25 protein-coding genes, 1 tRNA gene and 1 riboswitch are annotated in these 19,524 nt (G+C 58.6%); of the genes, 16 read left to right on the forward strand and 10 right to left on the reverse strand.

Features of this window, described 5'->3' with window-relative positions; all coding sequences use genetic code 11:
* Positions 1–113 precede the first annotated feature (113 nt).
* From ACYQ3S_RS03150 to ACYQ3S_RS03190, 9 genes are all read left to right on the forward strand, one after another.
* A complete protein-coding gene (locus tag ACYQ3S_RS03150; RefSeq protein ID WP_459687291.1) occupies positions 114–725 on the forward strand; it encodes a cytidylate kinase-like family protein in 612 nt (203 codons plus the stop codon).
* 394 nt (positions 726–1,119) lie between these two features.
* On the forward strand, positions 1,120–1,578 hold the full coding sequence (locus ACYQ3S_RS03155; RefSeq protein WP_459687292.1) for an RNA polymerase sigma factor: 459 nt from the start codon (positions 1,120–1,122) through the stop codon (positions 1,576–1,578).
* A complete protein-coding gene (locus ACYQ3S_RS03160) occupies positions 1,550–1,753 on the forward strand; it encodes a helix-turn-helix domain-containing protein (protein ID WP_459687293.1) in 204 nt (67 codons plus the stop codon). The genes ACYQ3S_RS03155 and ACYQ3S_RS03160 overlap by 29 nt, the downstream gene beginning before the upstream one ends.
* A gap of 747 nt (positions 1,754–2,500) precedes the next feature.
* The gene (locus tag ACYQ3S_RS03165) at positions 2,501–2,965 is read left to right on the forward strand and encodes a MarR family winged helix-turn-helix transcriptional regulator (RefSeq protein ID WP_459687294.1); all 465 of its coding nucleotides are present in this window, start codon (positions 2,501–2,503) and stop codon (positions 2,963–2,965) included.
* Positions 2,958–3,902, forward strand: coding sequence for an AEC family transporter (locus ACYQ3S_RS03170; RefSeq protein ID WP_459687295.1), 945 nt, complete (start codon positions 2,958–2,960; stop codon positions 3,900–3,902). Before ACYQ3S_RS03165 ends, ACYQ3S_RS03170 begins: the two co-directional genes overlap by 8 nt.
* A gap of 37 nt (positions 3,903–3,939) precedes the next feature.
* Positions 3,940–4,431, forward strand: a complete 492-nt coding sequence (locus ACYQ3S_RS03175) for an N-acetyltransferase family protein (protein ID WP_459687296.1) — start codon at positions 3,940–3,942, stop codon at positions 4,429–4,431.
* Between the two features lie 74 nt (positions 4,432–4,505).
* Positions 4,506–4,883: a DUF5655 domain-containing protein gene (locus ACYQ3S_RS03180; RefSeq protein ID WP_459687297.1), complete on the forward strand. Its 378-nt coding sequence runs from the start codon at positions 4,506–4,508 to the stop codon at positions 4,881–4,883.
* Between the two features lie 34 nt (positions 4,884–4,917).
* The gene (gene pdxR, locus ACYQ3S_RS03185; protein WP_459687298.1) at positions 4,918–6,345 is read left to right on the forward strand and encodes a MocR-like pyridoxine biosynthesis transcription factor PdxR; all 1,428 of its coding nucleotides are present in this window, start codon (positions 4,918–4,920) and stop codon (positions 6,343–6,345) included.
* A gap of 82 nt (positions 6,346–6,427) precedes the next feature.
* Positions 6,428–6,808 carry a hypothetical protein gene (locus ACYQ3S_RS03190; RefSeq protein ID WP_459687299.1) on the forward strand — a complete coding sequence of 127 codons (381 nt, stop codon included), beginning with the start codon at positions 6,428–6,430 and terminating at the stop codon, positions 6,806–6,808.
* 90 nt (positions 6,809–6,898) lie between these two features.
* Here the strand turns inward: ACYQ3S_RS03190 and dinB are convergent, their stop codons facing one another.
* Positions 6,899–8,119: a DNA polymerase IV gene (gene dinB, locus ACYQ3S_RS03195; protein WP_459687300.1), complete on the reverse strand. Its 1,221-nt coding sequence runs from the start codon at positions 8,117–8,119 to the stop codon at positions 6,899–6,901.
* A gap of 88 nt (positions 8,120–8,207) precedes the next feature.
* A riboswitch (TPP riboswitch) is annotated at positions 8,208–8,310 on the forward strand.
* Between the two features lie 72 nt (positions 8,311–8,382).
* Here dinB and thiS point away from each other — a divergent pair.
* Together thiS and thiF are read left to right on the forward strand one after the other, a co-directional pair.
* Positions 8,383–8,577, forward strand: a complete 195-nt coding sequence (gene thiS, locus ACYQ3S_RS03200) for a sulfur carrier protein ThiS (protein WP_459687301.1) — start codon at positions 8,383–8,385, stop codon at positions 8,575–8,577.
* Between the two features lie 5 nt (positions 8,578–8,582).
* Complete coding sequence (gene thiF, locus ACYQ3S_RS03205) at positions 8,583–9,218, forward strand: sulfur carrier protein ThiS adenylyltransferase ThiF (RefSeq protein ID WP_459687302.1); 636 nt, start codon at positions 8,583–8,585, stop codon at positions 9,216–9,218.
* 51 nt (positions 9,219–9,269) lie between these two features.
* On the opposite strand, the gene mscL is transcribed toward thiF, so the two are convergent.
* Positions 9,270–9,686 carry a large conductance mechanosensitive channel protein MscL gene (mscL, locus tag ACYQ3S_RS03210; RefSeq protein WP_459687303.1) on the reverse strand — a complete coding sequence of 139 codons (417 nt, stop codon included), beginning with the start codon at positions 9,684–9,686 and terminating at the stop codon, positions 9,270–9,272.
* Positions 9,687–9,782: 96 nt separating this feature from the next.
* Here mscL and ACYQ3S_RS03215 point away from each other — a divergent pair, with 96 nt between their 5' ends.
* From ACYQ3S_RS03215 to thiC, 3 genes are all read left to right on the forward strand, one after another.
* Positions 9,783–10,547: a thiazole synthase gene (locus ACYQ3S_RS03215; RefSeq protein WP_459687304.1), complete on the forward strand. Its 765-nt coding sequence runs from the start codon at positions 9,783–9,785 to the stop codon at positions 10,545–10,547.
* 40 nt (positions 10,548–10,587) lie between these two features.
* Complete coding sequence (gene thiH, locus ACYQ3S_RS03220; RefSeq protein WP_459687305.1) at positions 10,588–11,778, forward strand: 2-iminoacetate synthase ThiH; 1,191 nt, start codon at positions 10,588–10,590, stop codon at positions 11,776–11,778.
* Positions 11,779–11,937: 159 nt separating this feature from the next.
* The gene (gene thiC / locus ACYQ3S_RS03225) at positions 11,938–13,260 is read left to right on the forward strand and encodes a phosphomethylpyrimidine synthase ThiC (protein WP_459687306.1); all 1,323 of its coding nucleotides are present in this window, start codon (positions 11,938–11,940) and stop codon (positions 13,258–13,260) included.
* 93 nt (positions 13,261–13,353) lie between these two features.
* On the opposite strand, the gene ACYQ3S_RS03230 is transcribed toward thiC, so the two are convergent.
* From ACYQ3S_RS03230 to yajC, 7 genes are all read right to left on the reverse strand, one after another.
* Positions 13,354–13,698 (reverse strand): TIGR04076 family protein, encoded by a 345-nt coding sequence (locus ACYQ3S_RS03230; RefSeq protein ID WP_459687307.1) that lies wholly within the window; start codon positions 13,696–13,698, stop codon positions 13,354–13,356.
* Positions 13,699–13,782: 84 nt separating this feature from the next.
* Positions 13,783–14,322, reverse strand: a complete 540-nt coding sequence (locus ACYQ3S_RS03235) for a hypothetical protein (protein WP_459687308.1) — start codon at positions 14,320–14,322, stop codon at positions 13,783–13,785.
* Between the two features lie 65 nt (positions 14,323–14,387).
* Positions 14,388–14,861: a hypothetical protein gene (locus tag ACYQ3S_RS03240; RefSeq protein ID WP_459687309.1), complete on the reverse strand. Its 474-nt coding sequence runs from the start codon at positions 14,859–14,861 to the stop codon at positions 14,388–14,390.
* A 109-nt stretch (positions 14,862–14,970) separates the two neighbouring features.
* A complete protein-coding gene (scfB, locus tag ACYQ3S_RS03245; protein WP_459687310.1) occupies positions 14,971–16,341 on the reverse strand; it encodes a thioether cross-link-forming SCIFF peptide maturase in 1,371 nt (456 codons plus the stop codon).
* An 82-nt stretch (positions 16,342–16,423) separates the two neighbouring features.
* Positions 16,424–16,567: a six-cysteine ranthipeptide SCIFF gene (scfA, locus tag ACYQ3S_RS03250; RefSeq protein ID WP_078096990.1), complete on the reverse strand. Its 144-nt coding sequence runs from the start codon at positions 16,565–16,567 to the stop codon at positions 16,424–16,426.
* 12 nt (positions 16,568–16,579) lie between these two features.
* Positions 16,580–16,993, reverse strand: coding sequence for a TIGR04086 family membrane protein (locus ACYQ3S_RS03255; RefSeq protein WP_459687311.1), 414 nt, complete (start codon positions 16,991–16,993; stop codon positions 16,580–16,582).
* A gap of 62 nt (positions 16,994–17,055) precedes the next feature.
* Complete coding sequence (gene yajC / locus ACYQ3S_RS03260) at positions 17,056–17,388, reverse strand: preprotein translocase subunit YajC (RefSeq protein WP_054326700.1); 333 nt, start codon at positions 17,386–17,388, stop codon at positions 17,056–17,058.
* A gap of 147 nt (positions 17,389–17,535) precedes the next feature.
* Here yajC and sigK point away from each other — a divergent pair, with 147 nt between their 5' ends.
* Positions 17,536–18,231, forward strand: coding sequence for an RNA polymerase sporulation sigma factor SigK (gene sigK, locus ACYQ3S_RS03265; protein ID WP_459687312.1), 696 nt, complete (start codon positions 17,536–17,538; stop codon positions 18,229–18,231).
* A 72-nt stretch (positions 18,232–18,303) separates the two neighbouring features.
* Positions 18,304–19,152 (forward strand): aldo/keto reductase, encoded by an 849-nt coding sequence (locus ACYQ3S_RS03270; protein WP_459687313.1) that lies wholly within the window; start codon positions 18,304–18,306, stop codon positions 19,150–19,152.
* A gap of 112 nt (positions 19,153–19,264) precedes the next feature.
* On the opposite strand, the gene ACYQ3S_RS03275 is transcribed toward ACYQ3S_RS03270, so the two are convergent.
* Positions 19,265–19,338: transfer RNA gene (locus ACYQ3S_RS03275), tRNA-Gln, on the reverse strand.
* Between the last annotated feature and the right edge of the window lie 186 nt (positions 19,339–19,524).

Genomic DNA, 19,524 nt, shown 5'->3' on the forward strand with positions numbered 1-19,524 from the left:
AGTAATAGCCGACTATCTATCACTTTTATGTTGTGCTTTACTCATTCTGCCTATGATAAAAGAGATTTCAATAGTGGCAGGCAAATCTTTTAACCCGAGAAAGGAGGATTAACATGAATAAAATTGTGTGTATCAGCCGACAGTTTGCAAGCGGCGGTCATGAGATAGGTCGTCGCCTTGCGGAAAAATATAATATTCCAATTTATGATAAGGAACTTATTACGCAAAGCATGGAAAAAAGCGGACTTGATAGAAAACTGATTGAAAGTAACGATGAAAACGCTCAAAATAGTATGATTTATTCTATTGCTATGGGGCAAATCACAGGTTTTAATACACCTTATATTGCACCACCAGGAGACAAGGTATATTACGCACAGTCCGAAGTCATACGAGAACTTGCAACACAAGGAGCGTGTATTATGATTGGACGTTGTGCAGGAGAAATTTTACGCAGTCTACCGAATTGTGTTCGCATTTTTATTTATGCAAATAACGAGTTTCGTGCGCTTCGAGCGATTCAGTATTATAACTGTACTTCGGAAAATGTAATCGACACAATACGCAGAAATGACAGAAAACGAAGTTTCCATTTTAATCATTATAATACCTGCAAATGGGGAAGTATTGAAAGTTTCGATTTTGCAATCGACACATCAAAAATTGGTATCGAGGGAGCCGTACAAACAATCGAAGCATATTTACAAAACATAGGAAATAACTAACATATCATTCTCACACAGTACACAAATACCGTCGTTTCGGTTTTTGCAGACTGTATACAATAAGATTGAACGGCGGTATGGAAATAACGGTTCCAGCCGCCGTTTCCTCTTAATAAAAGCAGATTGGGTGGGGTGTATTCAACCATTTTTAAGGATATGGCGGTATCAAATGCAGACATTAGGAGGTATCGTCATATCCTTTTTCTATATCGTTAAAATTCTTCAATCATTAAAAAAGCCTATTCCATAAAACGGGATATTCCGGTTATCAATATGAACACACATATCATTCTACACGCTTAAATAACTCATATTACCAAACGCCTATGTGGTTTTATGACTGCATGGGCGTTTGTTGTAATACCCCCTACTGGGAAGAAAGGGGGTGAGTTAGATGATTTATTCGGAGGAATACAAAGAGCATATCGAGTATGCTTTTGCCGCTTTTTGTAAGGTGGTTCTCCACAATGCGGCAATGACTGCTTATCGTGATTTCGGACGAAAACAACAACGGGAAGTATCGCTTGAATACTTGATGTCTGAAACGTCGTTTGAAGCGTTCACAACAGATACTTATTTTGAGCAATACGACCAACCGACTGTTTTTGTTTTGAAAGGACAAGAGATTGTTGTCGCAAGTAAGCGGTTAGCCGATGCACTATTGAAATTAACCGAGCAAAGACGCAATGTTTTATTTCTGTACTTTTTCTTCGGTTACACCGACGCTCAAATCGGAAAAGAGTATGGAAGGAACAGAAGCACAGCGAATTACTGGAAGTTAGCGGCATTAAAACAGCTACGAAAAGAAATGGAGAGATTAGAACATGAGGAACAAAAAGCTGATACCCTTTGAAGTCATTGAAAAAGCAGTCGCCGGAGAGCCGGAAGCGATTGAAGTTGTTTTACAGCATTACAGTCCGCGCATTAAGTATCTATCCAAATACCAGGGACATATCAACGACGATATTCAAGACCGTTTGAAAGCGCAGCTTATCAAAGCTATCCTGCAATTTCGTTTTGACAGGTAGAGAGTAGCAAAGCCAGAGAAAGCCGTCAAGGATAAAATGCACGCTTGCGCGTCCTTGACGGTTTTCCCTGTCCTTGCTATGTGGTAATCAAGAGCGCAATCGGATAGACCGCTTGCGCTCTCTATGAATTGTGGAATTTCTCAACTGATAATACTTCTATATTTCCGATTCCTTTCGCTTCCATTCCGGCAGCTTATGGGTAAAGGAAACATTAAGAGACGGAAAGGAAAGGAATAGGTATTTGATTAAATCCGTAATTATTTAATCTTTACTTTATATATCTTTATTTAATTGCGTTGGATTTTCCGACGTCGGATTACCCGATGTCGGAAAATCCAATATCGGGTAATCCAACACCGGAAGCCGGAATGACACATAGATTTCGTTTCGCGCGAACAGCAATATGAATTGCCATAGTAATGTTACGCAGTAGAGGGCGAAAAAGCCTTGATTTAAGCGGCTTACAGACACAAAAATATCAAAGGTAAGGGATTTATACCTTTTCCCTCAAAAATGAGGTTCTACTGCGTAACAATGCGGAGATAGAAAAACAGAGAGCCGACCACTTTGAAAATGGTAAACTCTCTGTTTCTGTTTGCAAACCTGTTTGTCAGCCGTTAAGTTAGTTTGTTTTCCAAACTTCCTTATCGGTGTTCATCTAAAAGGGAAGCCCTTTTTATTGCTTTTTTTGTTTTGGTATGCTAATATTTAGTTAGTATAAGTAACTGATGGGAAGGCGGTGCATAGATGGCCAGCGCAGAGCAGCTCAATTCCTTTCTGGTCGATATGTTCGGCCGCATCAATAAAATCGAGGAGCGCGCCATGGCGGACGGCCTGGGCAGCGCGGTCTCGATCACAGAGATCCATATCATCGAAAAAATCGGCGCGCTTGAGCCGATCCGTATGAGCGAGGTCGCGCGGTCAATCGGCGTCACGCTGGCCACCCTGACCGTGGCCTGCGACAAGCTGGAGGCAAAGGATCTCGTGCGGCGCTCGCGCGACAAAAGCGACCGCCGTGTGGTCAACGTCACGCTCACCGACAAAGGCCGCGCGGCTTACGAATACCACCGCGCGTTCCACGACCGCATGATCGCGTCGGTCATGGACACGCTCTCGCCCGAGCAGGCTGCTATTCTGGCGCAGAGCCTGGAAAAGCTGCAGGACTTCTTCCAGCAGGAAGAGGCCGGAATGGGGGGCGCCGCAAATGGATAACCTGATTTTCTGCCTCAACGCCACCGTACCGATTTTTGTCCTGATTATTTTGGGCAAGGTGCTGCAGCGCTGGCATTTTCTCTCCCCCGCCACGATGAAGGATATGGACAACCTGGTGTTCAAATTGCTGCTGCCCATTTCGCTTTTCCGCAGCATCTCCTCCAACAGCATCGCCGAGCAGTTCGACCTGCGTTTTTTCCTGTTCTGCTTCTGCGCGACGCTGCTCTCGTTCTTCGTGATCTGGACGGGCGCGAACCTGCTGCTGCCCGAAAAGGCCATGGTTGGCGCGTTCACCCAGGGTGCTTTCCGCGGCTCGCAGGCGATCCTCGGCATGGCTTTTATGATAAACCTTTACGGCAACGCCGGCCTGGTGCCGTTGATGATTCTGGCAAGCGTACCCCTGTTCAATATTTTCTCGGTCGTTGCGCTCACGCTGAGCGCCGCCGAACCCTCTCAGAAAAAGGGGCTTGCGGGCCGCACGCTTCACGGTGTAGTCACCAACCCCATCATCCTCGGCATCCTGATCGCGCTGCCGTTCTCTTTCCTGCAGGTCGAGTTCCCCGCCATGGTGGTCAAAACGCTCGACGCGCTGGCAAACTGCGCCACGCCGCTCGCCCTGCTCAGCATCGGCGCGAGCTTTGAGGGCGCCAAAGCACTCAAGAAGATCGTACCGACCTCGGCTGCGTCGTTCATCAAGCTGGTCGGCCTGCCGGTCGTGTTCCTGCCGGTTGCGGTCTGGATGGGCTTCCGCGGGCAGGCGCTTGTGACCATCCTGATTATGCTTGGCACACCCGCCCCTCCGGCCGGCTACGTTATGGCGAAGAAGCTGCACGGGGATGCGGAGCTCGCCTCCTCCATCGTTGTTATGACCACCGCGTTCAGCGCGGTAACGCTGACCGTACTGCTGTACATCGTACGCGTGCTCGGGCTGGTCTGACCGCCGTATCCGCACACTGCCAAAAGGAGGCTTCACCGTGGATATCATTGTCAAAAAATTCGAGCCGTCGCTGAATGCGGCGGCGGTCGAAATCTGGAACGAGGTCGTCGAGGAGGGCATGGCTTTCCCGCAGACCGAAACGCTCGATTTTCCCTCCGGTCTGGCGTTTTTCAGCGGGCAGTCCTTTACCGGTGTTGCGGTCGATCAGGAGAGCGGCCAGGTCGTCGGCCTTTACATCCTGCATCCCAACAACGTGGGCCGGTGCGGCCACATCTGCAATGCGAGCTATGCCGTAAAAAGCGGGCTGCGCGGGCATCATATCGGGGAGACGCTCGTGCGGCACTGTATGGAAACCGCCAGGGACCTTGGCTTCCGTGTGTTGCAGTTCAACGCGGTCGTCCGCACCAACACGCCCGCGCTCGCGCTGTACCGGCGGCTCGGCTTTGTGCAGCTCGGCGTCATCCCCGGCGGCTTCCGCAGGAAGGACGGCCGGTACGAGGATATCATCCCGCACTACCATGTTCTGTAACCGTATATATCATTGACATTATCCCTCTGCACTGGTATTGTAAAGATAACAATGCCAGTATGGAGGGATTTGCTATGCCGGATTTTTCTGCGATGGATGCGCTGCGGTTTTTTGACCGCCGCCCGCGCGAGCTTGAACTGTACCAGGCTTTTGCTGACAAGGTGCTGGCCGCCTGTCCGGATACCCATATCCGCGTGCTGAAAAGCCAGATCACGCTGGAAAACCGGCACGGGTTTGCGTTTGTCTCCCTGCCGCGCCGCAAGGTCAGCGAGCCGTCTGTCGTGGTCAGCTTCGGGCTGTCGTACCGGATACCCTCACCGCGCATCTGGATGGCGGTCGAGCCGTACCCCAACCGGTGGACGCACCATCTGCTGCTCTCGGACGAGACGCAGCTCGATGCGGAGCTGCTGGGCTGGATAACAGAAGCCGCCGCATTCGCGGCGGCCAAATAAGCCCGCTTTTGGCCACACCCTGCAAGGAGGTTCCATGCTCACCTATCATCTCGATCCACATGCAAAAACCCCGCTGTATGAACAGCTCTACCGCGCGGTGCGCGCGGATATCATGTCCGGCACGCTCGCAGGCGGCGAACGCCTGCCCAGCAAACGGCAGCTCGCCGCCAACCTGCGCGTCAGCCAGATCACGGTCGAAACCGCGTACAGTCAGCTTCTGGCCGAGGGGTATCTGACCTCCGAGCCGCGGCGCGGCTATTTTGTGCAGCGGCAGCTCGCTGTGCCGGCCGCCCCGTCCCACGCTGCGGCTGCGCAGGCGCCGCAGCGGGACGCGCCGGAGCAGGCCTGCCGTTATGATTTCCGCACCAACATCGTGGACAACGGCTGCTTCCCGTTTTCCACCTGGGCGCGCCTGTCGCGCAGCGTGCTGAGCGAATACTCCGACCGCCTGCTGCGCGCGACCGACCCCTGCGGCGCGGCCGAACTGCGCGCGGAGATCGTCCGCTACCTGTACGATTTCCGCGGCATCAACGTGTCGCCGGACAACATTCTGGTGGGCGCGGGGTCGGAATACCTGATGCATCTGGTCATCCAGCTTTTGGGCCGCGACCGTGTGTACGCATTGGAAAACCCCGGCTACCGCAAGCTGTACCAGATCTTCGCGGTGAACGGCATCACGGCGCGCCCGATCCCGCTGGACAAGCAGGGCCTGCGCGCGGACGCGCTCGCCGCGAGCGACGCCTCCGCGGTCTACCTGACGCCCTCGCACCATTTCCCGCTCGGCACGGTCATGCCCGCGGCGCGGCGGCTCGAGCTGCTGCGCTGGGCCTCCGCCGCTCCGGACCGATATATCATCGAGGATGATTACGACAGCGAGTTCCGCTATGCCTCCCGCCCCATCCCCGCGCTGGGCGAACTGGACCGCGCGGGCCGCGTGGTGTATGTCAACACCTTCGCCAAAAGCCTGGCGCCCGGCCTGCGCATCGGCTATCTGGTGCTGCCGGACGCGCTCATGGCCCGCTACCGCGCGCAGTTCTCGCTCTATTCCTCCACCGTACCCAGCTTTGACCAGCATACGCTCGCCGCGTTTATGCGCACGGGGGGCTTCGAACGGCATATCAGCCGCAGCCGCAAGGTGTACCAGGCGCGGCGCGACGCGCTCATGGCTGCGCTCGACCGCGAGCTGGCTGGCCAGCCGCACGAGGTTTCGCGCTCCGAAGCCGGACTGCACCTGTTGCTGCATATGCGCAACGGCATGCTGGAGGGCGAGCTGATCGAACGGGCGCGCGCGGTCGGGGTGCGGGTCTACGGTCTGTCCGCCTATTACACGCCGCCGGTCAAGCCGCCACGGGCCACGCTGGTGCTCGGCTACGCCGGCCTGACCGAACGCCAGATCGACGAAGCCGCCGCGCTTCTGCGGCAGGCCTGGAGTGCAACTGCTTGTTCTATTTCTATGCCGTGAAAATTTACATTTCGAAAAATGTATGGTATAATAAAAACAAAACGGTTCAGGAACCATAAAACAGAAATAAAAGGTGATGTGTATGACAAAAGCTGCAAAAAATCTTCGTATCGCGGGCGTTCTTCAAATTATTTTAGGCATACTGACGATCGCTCTGACCTATTTTCTGCTTTCTGCAGGCGATGTCAGCGTCGCGGGGCTCAATCCAGAACGTGCGTTGGGGGTATTGGCGTTAAATTACTGCGGTGCCGCATTTCAGATTTTTTCCGGTCTCGTCGCTCTGGCAAGGGCTGGCAAGCGGTCTTTCCTGGCAGTCATCTGCGGAATTGCGCTGTTTATCCCCCAGTTGATCCATTTTATCCATCTCCAAAATCAGATCGGGTTAATTATTGCCAACGCCGCGTTGCTGGTTATTCCCTATTACTATTTGCATAACGCGTATAAGAACTTTAGAGCCCACTAATTGTCATCGGTGTATTCGGCAGGTCGGCTCTGTCGGGCTTTTACTATGTTTTTCGTCCTGCTTGAAAAAGCAGGACGTTTTTTTCTTTTTTTACGATTCTTTCGGACCGTTTTTCTCTGTTTTCTTTACAGAGTGGGCGAACACTACCGACTGGTCTCCGAACCGCTCCCGCAGCGCGTCCACCGTCCGGTCCAGCCGGCGCTGCTTTTCGCGCGCCTGCCGCGCTTCCGCCGCGTCAAACAGGGAAAGCTGCTCGCACGACTGCGCTTCGGGCAGCAGGTTCGCCGCCGTGACCGATAGCAGCCGGATCGGCCTGCCGATCTGCCAGTGCGCGTGCAGCAGGGCCAGGGAAATATCGATCAGCGCGCGCGTGGAATTGGTCGGGCGTTCCAGCGTGACCTGCCGCGAGCGGTTGCGGAATTCCGGATCGCGGATGCCGAGCTGCACGGTCTGGCACACCAGCCCATGCCGCCGCAGGCGGCGGCCGACATTGTCGCACAGTGCGGTCAGCCCCATCCGGCACTCGTCCTCGCCCACCAGGTTATGCGCGAATGTCATGCTGTTCCCCACGGATTTGACCTCGCGCTCCTCGTAAAACGGGCGCACCGGCTCGTCGTCCTCCCCACGGGCGTAGCGCAGCAGGGTGTCGCCCATTTTCCCGAAAACGCTGTGCAGAAACGCAGGGTCGCACACGGCCAGATCGCCGATGGTATGCACGCCCAGGCGGCTGAGCTTGTCCAGCGCGTGCCGGCCCACATACAGCAGCGCGCTGACCGGCAGCGGCCAGACCTTGTCCTTGTAATTCCCGCGCGAAAACACGGTCGTCCCGTCCGGCTTTTTGTAATCGCTGCCCAGCTTGGCGAACGCGCGGTTGAACGACACGCCCACCGAAATCGTCAGCCCGACCTCCGCACGCATGCGGCGGCGCAGCTCGTCCGCGATCTGCTCCCCCGTGCCGAACAGATGCGCCGAGCCGGTCACATCCAGAAAGGATTCGTCAATGCCGAACGGGTCAACCAGATCGGTATACTGCAGGTACAGCTCGTTGCACCGGCGCGAATATTTGACATACTCCGACCGGTGCGGCGCGACCAGCCGCAGGTCCGGACACTTGCGCCTGGCCTGCCAGATGGTCTCGGCCGTCTGCACGCCGAACGCTTTCGCCTTCTCATTTTTCGCAAGGATGATGCCGTGCCGGCTTTCCGGATCGCCGCAGACCGCGCTCGGCCCTTCGGCCAGCGTGGGGTCGAGCAGCGTCTCCACCGAGGCATAAAACGCGTTGCAGTCACAGTGCAGGATCGTGCGTTCCACAGCGTCCCCTCCCCACCGAACATTTGTTTCTTTTATTATACCGCGAAAATTCCGTCTTGACAACCGTATCCGATCAGGTCTATACTGAGCTTGCAAGCAAGGGTGCCGTGATGAGCGGCTGAGAGGGCGAGAGCCTAACCTTTTGAACCTGTTGGTTAGCACCATCGTAGGGAAGCTGTCGCATCGCAGAACATCCAAATGCCCCGGTTTTACCGCATGGTGAAACCGAGGCATTTTTTCTTGCGGAAAAGAGGGGTATTTTGATGAAAGTAAACGGACAAGCGCAGCCCTGTCCGGCAGGAATGACCGTGCAGGCCCTTGTGCAGTCGCGCGGCCTTGACCCGCAGCGCGTGGCGGTGGAAAAGAACGGGCATATCATCCCGCGCAGCCGCTTTGCGGAGGAGGCGCTGTGCGACGCCGACACGGTCGAGATCGTGCAGTTCGTGGGCGGAGGCTGAATGCGATGGTTTTAACACAAAAGGAGCTGCACGACGCGCTTGCCGGCCGGCACGGCGCCGCTGTTCAGGCGAAGCTCGACCGCGCCGCGGTCGGCGTGGCGGGTCTGGGCGGGCTCGGCTCCCACATCGCCGTATCGCTCGCGCGGCTCGGGGTCGGCCGGCTGGTGCTTGTCGATTTCGACGTGGTCGATGTGACCAACCTCAACCGCCAGCACTATACCATGAAGGACATCGGCATCCCCAAAACACTCGCCCTCCTGGAACAACTGGAAGCAATCAATCCATACTTAAATTACGAAACGTATACCGAGCGTATCATTCCGGCAAACGCCGTCCGTCTGTTCGCGGGCTGCGACGTGGTATGCGAGGCGTTCGACCGCCCCGACCAGAAAGCCATGCTGATCGAAACGCTGCTCGAACAGCTGCCGGAAACCCCCATTGTCTCCGGCAGCGGCATGGCAGGCTTCGGCTCGGCCAACGCCATCCGCACGGAACGGCGGTTCGGCCGCCTGTACCTCTGCGGAGACGGGACGAGCGACGTATCCGACGGGCTGGGGCTGATGGCGCCGCGCGTCGCGGTCTGCGCGGCGCACCAGGCGGCCATGACGCTGCGCCTGCTGCTGGGCGAGCGCGAACCGTAACGGGCAAAAAAGAAAAAGGCCCTGCGGGCCTTTTCCGGATGGGGTCGGCGCTTACTCCTCACGGGGCAGCTCGGAGGCGCAGTGCGCGCATTTGGTCGCCGCGATCGGGATATCGCTGCAGCAATACGGGCATTTCTTGGTCGTCGGGGCGGCGGGCACATCCGGCTTCCTGCCCAGGCTGGTCAGCTTGTTGACCGCCTTGAGCATGCAGAACAGCACGAACGCCATAATCAGGAAATTGATGACCGAGGTCAGGAACGCGCCGTACTTGAGCTCGATCCCCGCGATCTGCAGTGTGAACGCGCTCAGGTCGGTGTTGCCCGCCAGGCCGAGGATCGGGTTAATCAGGTTGTCGGTCAGCGAGGTCACAATGCTGGTGAACGCGCCGCCGATGATAACACCGATCGCCATATCCATCACGTTGCCGCGCAGCGCGAAGGACTTGAATTCCTCAATAAACTTTTTCATACTGGCACCTCAAAATCTTTTATTTTTTCTCTTTTCATAGTATATCGACCTTTTTCGAGCCGGTCAAGCAAAAATTCACAAAAAAGGAGCTTTTTTATGGCAGACAAGCTGATTCTGGGCGGGCATGAATTCACCTCCCGCTTCATCCTCGGTTCGGGCAAATATTCGCTCGACCTGATCAACGCCGCCGTACACCACGCGGGCGCGCAGATCATCACCCTCGCGCTGCGCCGCGCGAATGAAGGCGGCGCGGCCAACATTCTGGACTACATCCCCGCGGGCGTGACCCTGCTGCCCAACACCTCGGGCGCGCGCAACGCGGAGGAGGCCGTGCGCATCGCGCGCCTGTCGCGCGAATGCGGCTGCGGCGACTTTGTCAAAATCGAGATCATGCGCGACAGCAAATACCTGCTGCCCGACAATCAGGAAACCATACGCGCGACCGAAATCCTCGCCAAGGAGGGCTTTATCGTCATGCCGTATATGTACCCCGACCTGAATGTGGCCCGCGACCTGGCCGGCGCGGGCGCGGCGTGCATCATGCCGCTCGGCGCGCCGATCGGTACGAACAAGGGCCTGGCGACACGGGAATTCATCCAGATCCTGATCGATGAGATCGACCTGCCCATCATCGTGGACGCAGGCATCGGCCGCCCCTCGCAGGCCTGCGAGGCCATGGAAATGGGCGCGGCCGCGGTCATGGCGAACACCGCGATCGCCACCGCGGGCGACATTCCGGCAATGGCGGCGGCGTTCCGGCAGGCGATCGAAGCGGGCCGCACGGCGTACCTCTCCGGATTGGGGCGCGTGCGCGAGACCGCGTCCGCCTCCTCCCCGCTGACCGGCTTTTTGCACGATTGAGCCGCGTTCCCCCCGAAAACCGCAGGAAAGGATCTTTTTCATGAACGACAACAAGACGGAGCTTGTCTCCGCAAGCTATATCACCGCCGAAACCGACCACATGGCGTACCAGCCCGGCATGGACGACATCGGCTCGGAAATACAGGACGAGGTCATCGCCCGTATGAACGCCTACGACGCGGACCGCTACACCGCCGCGGATGTACAGCGCGCACTGCAGCGGGATGTGCTGCAGCCCGAGGATTTCGCCGCGCTGCTGTCGCCCGCGGCCGCGCCTTTCCTCGAACAGATGGCGCGGCGCGCGCAGGCCGAAACGCGCAAGCACTTCGGCAACTCGGTGCAGATGTTCACCCCGCTGTACATCGCCAACTACTGCGAAAACTACTGCATCTACTGCGGCTTCAACTGCCATAACAAGATCCGCCGCGCCAAGCTCGACGCGGAGGAGATCGAACGGGAGCTGCAGGCGATCGCGGCCACCGGCCTGCAGGAGATCCTGCTGCTCACCGGCGAAAGCCGCTCCATGTCGCCGGTTTCCTACATCGGCGAGGCGGTCAGGCGCGCGCGCAAGTATTTCCGTGTGATCGGCGTCGAAATCTACCCGCTCAATGTGGAGGAATACGCCTATCTGCATGCGTGCGGCGTGGATTATGTGACCGTGTTCCAGGAAACCTACGACGCGGACAAATACAAGACTCTGCACCTGGGCGGACACAAACGCATCTTCCCCTACCGCCTGAACGCGCAGGAGCGCGCGCTGATGGGCGGCATGCGCGGCGTGGGCTTCGCGGCGCTGCTCGGCCTGTCCGACTTCCGCAGGGACGCGTTCGCAACCGGCCTGCACGCCTACCTCATCCAGCGCAAGTACCCGCACGCGGAGATCGCGTTCTCCTGCCCGCGTCTGCGGCCGATCATCAACAACGACAAGGTGGGGCCGAAGGACGTACACGAGCCGCAGCTTCTGCAGGTTGTGTGCGCCTACCGCATATTCATGCCGTTCGCGTCCATCACGATCTCGACGCGCGAGCGCGCGGGCTTCCGCGACAACATCATCGGCATCGCCGCGACCAAGATCTCAGCGGGCGTGGATGTGGGCATCGGCGGCCATTCGGGCGAGGAAAAGGGCGACGAACAGTTCGAAATCTCGGACGGGCGCTCGGTCGAAGAGGTCTATGACGCCATCTGCCGGCACGGGCTTCAGCCGGTCATGGCCGATTATCTGTACGTCTGACCGCTGCAGGCATCCCGCATGGGAGGGGCTTCCTCCCACAGTCTTTTGTCAGCCGCCGGAACACGGCGCGCCGCCGCGGACAGAGCGCACCGCATGCCGCGGCGGTCCGGAAAACGCCGTGTTCGGGTGACAATATCAGAAAAGGAGCATCAGCAAGCCATGAGAAACTATGCAACCCAGATGGACGCCGCCAAGCGCGGCATCGTCACGCCGGAGATCGAAACGGTCGCCAAAAAGGAGAACCGTCCGGTCGAGTTCATCATGGAACGCGTCGCAAAGGGTACGATTGCGATTCCGGCCAACATCAACCACAAAAGCCTGTCCGCGGAGGCGGTGGGCGACGGCACCCGTGTCAAGATCAACGTCAATCTCGGCATTTCGGGCGACTGCAAGGATTATGAGATGGAGATGCGCAAGGTGCGCATGGCCATCGACATGGGCGCGGAATCCATCATGGACCTGTCCAACTACGGCAAGACCAACACGTTCCGCCGGCAGCTCATCGACCTTTCCCCCGCCATGATCGGCACGGTACCCATGTACGACGCGATCGGGTATCTGGAAAAGGACCTGCTGGAGATCTCCGCGCAGGATTTCCTGCGCGTGGTGGAGGCGCACGCCAGGGAGGGCGTGGACTTCATGACCATCCACGCGGGCATCAACCGCCGCGCGGTCGAGGCGTTCATGCGCGAAGGGCGCAAAATGAATATCGTGTCGCGCGGCGGCTCGCTGCTGTTCGCGTGGATGCAGATGACCGGCAATGAGAATCCGTTTTTCGAATATTACGACGATGTGCTCGACATCCTGCGCCAGTACGATGTGACCATTTCGCTCGGCGACGCGCTGCGCCCCGGCTGCCTGGCCGACGCCTCGGACGCGGGCCAGCTCAGCGAGCTGATCGAGCTGGGCAACCTGACCCGCCGCGCCTGGGCGCGCGATGTGCAGGTCATGGTCGAGGGGCCGGGCCATATGGCGATGGACGAGATCGCAGCCAACATGAAGCTGCAGAAACGCCTGTGCCACGGCGCGCCGTTCTATGTCCTCGGCCCGCTTGTGACCGATATCGCGCCCGGCTATGACCATATCACCTCGGCCATCGGCGGCGCGATCGCGGCGCAGGCCGGCGCGAATTTCCTGTGCTACGTCACGCCGGCCGAGCATCTGCGCCTGCCGGATGAGAACGACGTGCGCGAGGGGATCGTGGCCAGCAAGATCGCGGCGCACGCGGCGGATATCGCGCTCGGCCTGCCCGGCGCGCGCGACCGCGACAACGCTATGGCCGAGGCCCGTCACCGGCTGGATTGGGAGCGGCAGTTCTCGCTCGCGCTCGATCCGGAAAAAGCCGAGCGATTCTACAACCAGGTGCCGCCGAGCGAACGGCACCAATGCTCGATGTGCGGCAAAATGTGCGCCGTGCGCACGACCAACCTTATCCTGGAAGGGAAGAAGGTTGCGTTCTGCAGCGAAAAGGACGCTTGCTGATGCAGACCGTTCCGGCAGGCCCGCCTGCCAGGGGATAAAAAAAACAGGCCGCGGCGCGGCCTGTTTTTTTACGCTTCCCACGCGGCAGCCTGTTTACCGGACGGGGGTATAATCGATTTCCGACCGCTCCTCCGTCGCCTCCAGCTTGAAGATGACCGGCCGCAGCCCGTCGTTGCAGCTGCAGATCGCCACGCCCGGCTTGCGGATCCAGTCGCCGTAATAAAACGTTTCCTTCCCCGCGCCGTGCGCCAGCGCGAATACATACTGGTAGATGGCTTTCCACGCCTCGTCGCACAGCCCGTCCGGCTTGGCATAATCGGCGTAGAACACCTGTCCCTCGCGGAGCATCGGGCAGGCCTTCAGCCCCTCGGCCCCATACTCCCGCGCGAGTTCTTCATCCAGCGTGGTTTTCAGCACCGTGATTTTTACCTTGTTCATATCCTTATCCCTCCTTTTTCCATTGTACTATAAAGGGAAAGCGCGGGCAAGCCCGCGTCGGGAAATATCCGGTCCCGCCGCGCGTCACAGGCTCCACAGCGCGGCAAAGCCCACGCGGAGCAGCGCGCCGCAGGCGGCCAGCAGGATACAGAGCGCATACGGCGCGCGGCAGGCGCGCAGCGAATACCGCCCCGTCGTTTCCCCGCTCTGCCACACCATCGCGCAGGCCGCCAGCAGGGCGGAAACGCTGAGCACAGCGGGTATACCGGCCGCGCACAGCGAAAGCAGCAGGCTTTCCTCCCGCCCAACGCCGACCGCTACGGTCAGCGCAAGCACAAAGCCGCGCGCCGCCGCCAGTCCGGACAGGAAAAGCGCCGCCGGACGCAGCAGCACGCACACCAGCGGCAGCGCCACCCACAGCACCGCGCACAGCACGCTTTTCACCGCCTGCTCCGGCAGCGCTGCGAGCATGGCGGTCAGCTCAACCGCGCTGTCCCCCTCGCTGGCATGCAGGCCGGTGAGTCCGCCCGCCAGCGCGCCGCACAAAAACATGGCGCACAGGAACAGGAACGCCGGCGTGCGCACCAGGGAATCAAAAAAACCGAGAATATGCTGTTTCTTCATACGTCTCCCCCTCACGGAAGGTCATGAAACAGCATATTCTCGGTTCGGGATTTTTAGAACCCGCTTCAGCGGCAGAGCGCGTCCACCATATCACGGCAGGGCTGGTGCAGGAACAGCCGCACCCCGTCGTCGATCGCATAGGTCGCATACAGGCCGCCGTCCTCGCCGCGGTGGATGGTAGCGGCGATGATCTCCGTCCCAAAGACCACGCGCTCCTTGACGAACGCGATATCCACCGCGCCGCTGTCGCAGACGGTAACCAACGTTCGCCCGCGGGTACACTGGGAAATCGGCGCAAGCTCGGTCCCCATCTCCCGCCTGGAAGCGCAGACCAGCACGATCTCGCTGTTGACCACGGCCGCGGCGCTGCTTTCGCAGAGCTGCACACCGCGCCCCGCGGCCGCTTCGACCGCCGCCTTGTCCTGCGCGGACAGGAACATATTGCCGGCGGGGATGATCTGCCGGTCCAGAATCGCGCGGACCAGGCGCGGCACATATTCATCCTCACCGATTACAGCTACACGGATATTGTGCGGCATACCATCATCTCCTTTGCGAAGCACTGAAAAATACAGTATTCATTATACGGCACAATATACCACATCTGCAACGAATTTTACAAAAACTTCACCTTAATCGGCACTGTGCTCAATTATTGCACATTTTATCCATTGCTTTCAAGTAGATTGCACATTCCAGGCGTTTGCGCTCCATTTCGCAGCCCAGATCGTAGGAATCGTTCATATCATGGTTCATATTGTAATTTGCCGCCGAGCAGCCGCCCGAGCAGTAGAACTTTGCCCAGCATTTCTGACACTTGGGGCGCGAATAAATATTCATGCCGGCAAAGCGGGCCGCGATGTCCATATCGAACGACTGGTCGAGCACACTGCCCTGCTTGAATTCCTCCTTGCCGACAAACTGGTGGCAGGGATAGATGTCGCCGTCCGGCGTGACCGCGACATATTCGTAACCCGCGCCGCAGCCGCGCAGCCGCTTGACCACGCACGGTCCCTGGTCCAGATCGACCATGAAGTGGAAGAACGAGAACGGCTTCCCCTCCTTTTTCCGCTCCAGCATGATCTCGGTCAGGCGGTCGTACTCGGCCTCGATTCGGGGCAGGTCGGCCTCGGTCAGGTCATAGCCGCAGCCCGGGTCCGCCGTGACCGGCTCGACCGAAAGGCGGTCGAAGCCCGCGTCCGCGATATGGACGACGTCCTCGGCAAAGTCCAGGTTGTGCGAGGTGAACGTACCCCGTGCATAGTAGTCCTTTTCCGGATCGCGCGCATCGACCAGCGCCTTGAACTTGGGTACGATCACGTCATAGCTGCCCGCGCCGGACACGGTCTTGCGGAACTCGTCGTTGACCGACGGGCGCCCGTCGAGCGAGAGCACGACGTTATCCATATTCTCGTTGATATACGCCCGCTTGTCCGCATCGAGCAGCAGGCCGTTGGTGGTGATGGTAAAGCGGAACTTTTTGCCGTGCTTTTCCTCCAGGCTGCGGGCATAATCGACCGTCTGGACAACCGTATCCCACGCCATCAGCGGCTCGCCGCCGAAGAAGTCCACCTCGATATTATGCCGCTTTCCCGAGCGCGCGATCACAAAATCGATCGCCTTTTTCGCGATCTCCGGCGGCATGATCTTGCGTCCCTGGCCGAAATCGCCGGTGGATGCAAAGCAGTATTTGCACCTGAGGTTGCAGTCGTGCGCGACATGCAGGCAAAGCGCCTTGACCGGCGCGCCGACCGGTATGTAGCGGCTGACATCGATATAGTCGTCCTCCGCAAACAGCTGGCCCGCCTGCTTCAGCTCGTACAGCTCGCCATAGGCCTCGCGCACCTCGTCCGCCGGATACTGCGGCAATGCGTCCACGACCGCCTGCGGGCATGCTTCCGCCATATCGGCATCGATCAGACCGGACACGGCATAGCACAGCTCGTCCAGCACATGCACCGCGCCGGAGTTGACATCCAGCACAAAGTGCAGCCCGTTTTTCACATAACGATGGATCATTTTATTATTTCCTCCGATAATACAGCAAACAAGGCGCGCCTTGACCGGCACGCCTTGCGATTGACTTCATGGGGACCCGCGGTTACTTCGCGTGTTCGCACTTCTGGTTGGCCACCGTGCAAGAGGTCTTGCAGGCGGACTGGCAGGAAGTCTGGCATTCGCCGCAGCCGCCGTGGGCCGCGGTCTGCTTCAGGGTGGCAGAGGTCAGCGTGGATACATGCTTCATGATAATTCCCTCCTACTTTTTCAAATGACTGTAACGCTTTTTCTTGCGCATACTGGCGCCCGCCAAACCGCCGAGCGCCGAAGCGGCCAGCGCGCAGAGCAGGCTGATCGCAACGCGTACGATATGTGCCGGCTGGTCGAGCAGCGCGGCTCCTGTGACCAGCAGGATCAGAAAAACCAACATCCCCGCGCCGAGCGCCCAGAAGAATTTGCCGCCGGAGGCGCGCTTTGCGGAAATAAACGCCGCCGCCAGGCAGCCGAGCGCCAGAAAGGCCAAGGCGACCGGAGCGATCATCCCTTCTTCCAGCGTTCCGCGCTGGACAAAAACCGCTCCCACCAGCATCAGGAACAGGGTCGTCAACAAACCAGCCGCCGCGGACGGCAACAAAATGCCGGCCGGCGACCGGCCCTCATTGGTTTTTCTCATAGCTTACGCATCCTCCCGCCGAACATATGATGGTTTAGCATATTCGGCAAGAATCAAGGATATTACTTGGCGTCCTTATTGGCATCCTTGGGGGCTTCGACCGTTTCGGTCGGCTCGGCCTCCTTGCCGCGGATCGCCCAGCGGTAAATCTTGAGCTTGGTGCGGTCGTTCGACGACTCGATGATCAGCACGTCGTCCTTGATGTTGACGACACGGCCGATGAAGCCGCCGATCGTGGAAATCTCATCGCCCACCGCAATCGAGTTGCGCATCTCGCGTTCCGCCTTGTCGCGCTTGCGCTGCGGACGGATCAGCAGGAAATAGAACAGAACGATGATAATGACCAGCGGAGCAAAGCTCATGATTGCATTCAGGTATTCCTGTCCACCTGGCATTTGTTACACCTCCTCGTGCATTTTGCCGTTAGTATTAATATTATACTGGATATTTTGCCAAAATACAAGCCCTATTTTCTCAGGCATAGGACATCCTGCGGCGCGCATAGGGTAGCGGTATTCCAACCGAAACGAGGTGCATGTCCCATGCTGTTTCCCGCCCTGCTCGCGCTCGGCGGCGCATTCTTTTTCTTCGTCCTGCGCGTGCAGGGCGCGGACGGTTCCTTCCCCAAGCCGCTCACGCCGGAAGAAGAGGGCCGGCTGCTGCGCCGGATGCAGGAGGAGGGGGATGAAAAGGCCCGCGCGCTGCTGATCGAGCACAACCTGCGGCTGGTCGCGCATATCGTCAAAAAATATTACGCCGCCAGCGCCGAACAGGACGACCTGATCTCAATCGGCACCATCGGGCTGATCAAGGCGGTCAACACCTTCAAGCCGGATAAAAACATCAAGCTGGCCACCTATGCCTCCAAATGCATCCAAAACGAGCTTCTCATGCACTTCCGCCAAAAGCGGAAATCCGCAGGCGAGCTGTCGCTCTCGGACGCGCTGGACACCGACGGGGACGGCAACGCGCTCGCGCTGCAGGACGTGATCTGCTGTGAGGACGACGGGCTTTCCGCGGTCGACGAGCACGACCGGTACGACGCCATGCACCAGGCGCTCGCCCACAGCCTTTCCCCGCGCGAGCGCGAGATCATCCGCCTGCGCTACGGCCTGGGACTGCCCGCCCCGCTGCCCCAGCGCGAAATCGCCAAGCAGCTCGGGATCTCCCGAAGCTATGTATCCCGCATCGAAAAGCGGGCGCTGGAGAAGCTGCGCGACGCGCTCAAACAGGCGTAGCGGCGCCTTCTGTTGCCGCGCGGCGCGGTTTATGCTATACTGGGGAAAAGATGTGAAAAAGGAGCCAGCGCCATGAACCATATCCAGGACCGCATCCCGCTTGCAAACGGCACCGCCATCCCCTGTGTCGGCTTCGGCACATGGAAAACACCCGTCAGTCAGGCGGCCGCTTCGGTTGCCGCCGCGCTCGCCGCGGGATACCGGCATATCGACACCGCGGCCGCCTACCACAACGAGCAGGCCGTGGGCGAGGCCGTCGCCGCCTCCGGCATCCCGCGCGGCGCGCTTTTCCTCACCACAAAGCTGTGGAATCCCGACCAGGGCTACCGCTCCACGCTCGCCGCGTGCGACCGCTCTCTCCTCGCACTGGGAACGGATTATGTGGACCTTTACCTGATCCACTGGCCGCACGACCCCAAATACTTTGACAACTGGCAGGAGGTCAACCTGGAAACCTGGCGCGCGTTTGAAGCGCTGTATCAAGCCGGCAAGGTCCGCGCGATCGGCCTGTCCAACTTCCGGCCCAGGCATATCGAAAACATCCTGCGCGCCTGTACGGTCAAGCCCATGGTCGACCAGATCGAGTTCCATCCCGGCATGACACAGCAGGAGACCGTAGCATTCTGCCGCGCGCACGGCATGGCCGTCGAGGGCTGGAGCCCGCTCGGCTCGGGCCGCATATTCCAGTCGCCGGAAATCCAGGCCATGTCGGAAAAATACGGCCGCTCGGTCGCGCAGCTCTGCCTGCGCTGGGCGCTGCAGCATGACGTGATCCCGCTTCCCAAAAGCGTCACGCCCGCCCGCATTGCGGAAAACGCACGGCTTTTCGATTTTTCGCTCGACCAGACGGATATGCGGACGCTGGATACCCTGACCGGCTGCGGATGGTCCGGACTCGACCCCGATCACCTGGTATACTAATGGAAAGGGCGGCGCTTGCGCGCCGCCCTTTCCCCTTGCCGCGCTCCCGCGCGCAAGCCTGTGTCTGAAGCAGAAAAAAGCAGCTTTCCTTTGTGGAAAGCTGCTTTTTCGGTGGCAGCCGAAGAAGGATTCGAACCCTCACAAACAGAGTCAGAGTCTGTCGTGCTACCTTTACACAATTCGGCTATCAATGTTTGCCAGTCAAACTGACAGAAAGTATTATACAATAGGTTTTGCCGCAAAGTCAAGCTTTTATCCAAATTTTTTTAATTTTTTTCGTCCCGTCCGGCGGGGCGGGCGCCGCCGCGGCATAGGGCGCGGTTTTTCCGTCCATACTACAATCCCAGCCGCAAGCGCGGACGCAGGGCCGGC

This window comes from Agathobaculum sp. TL06 (assembly GCF_054658635.1).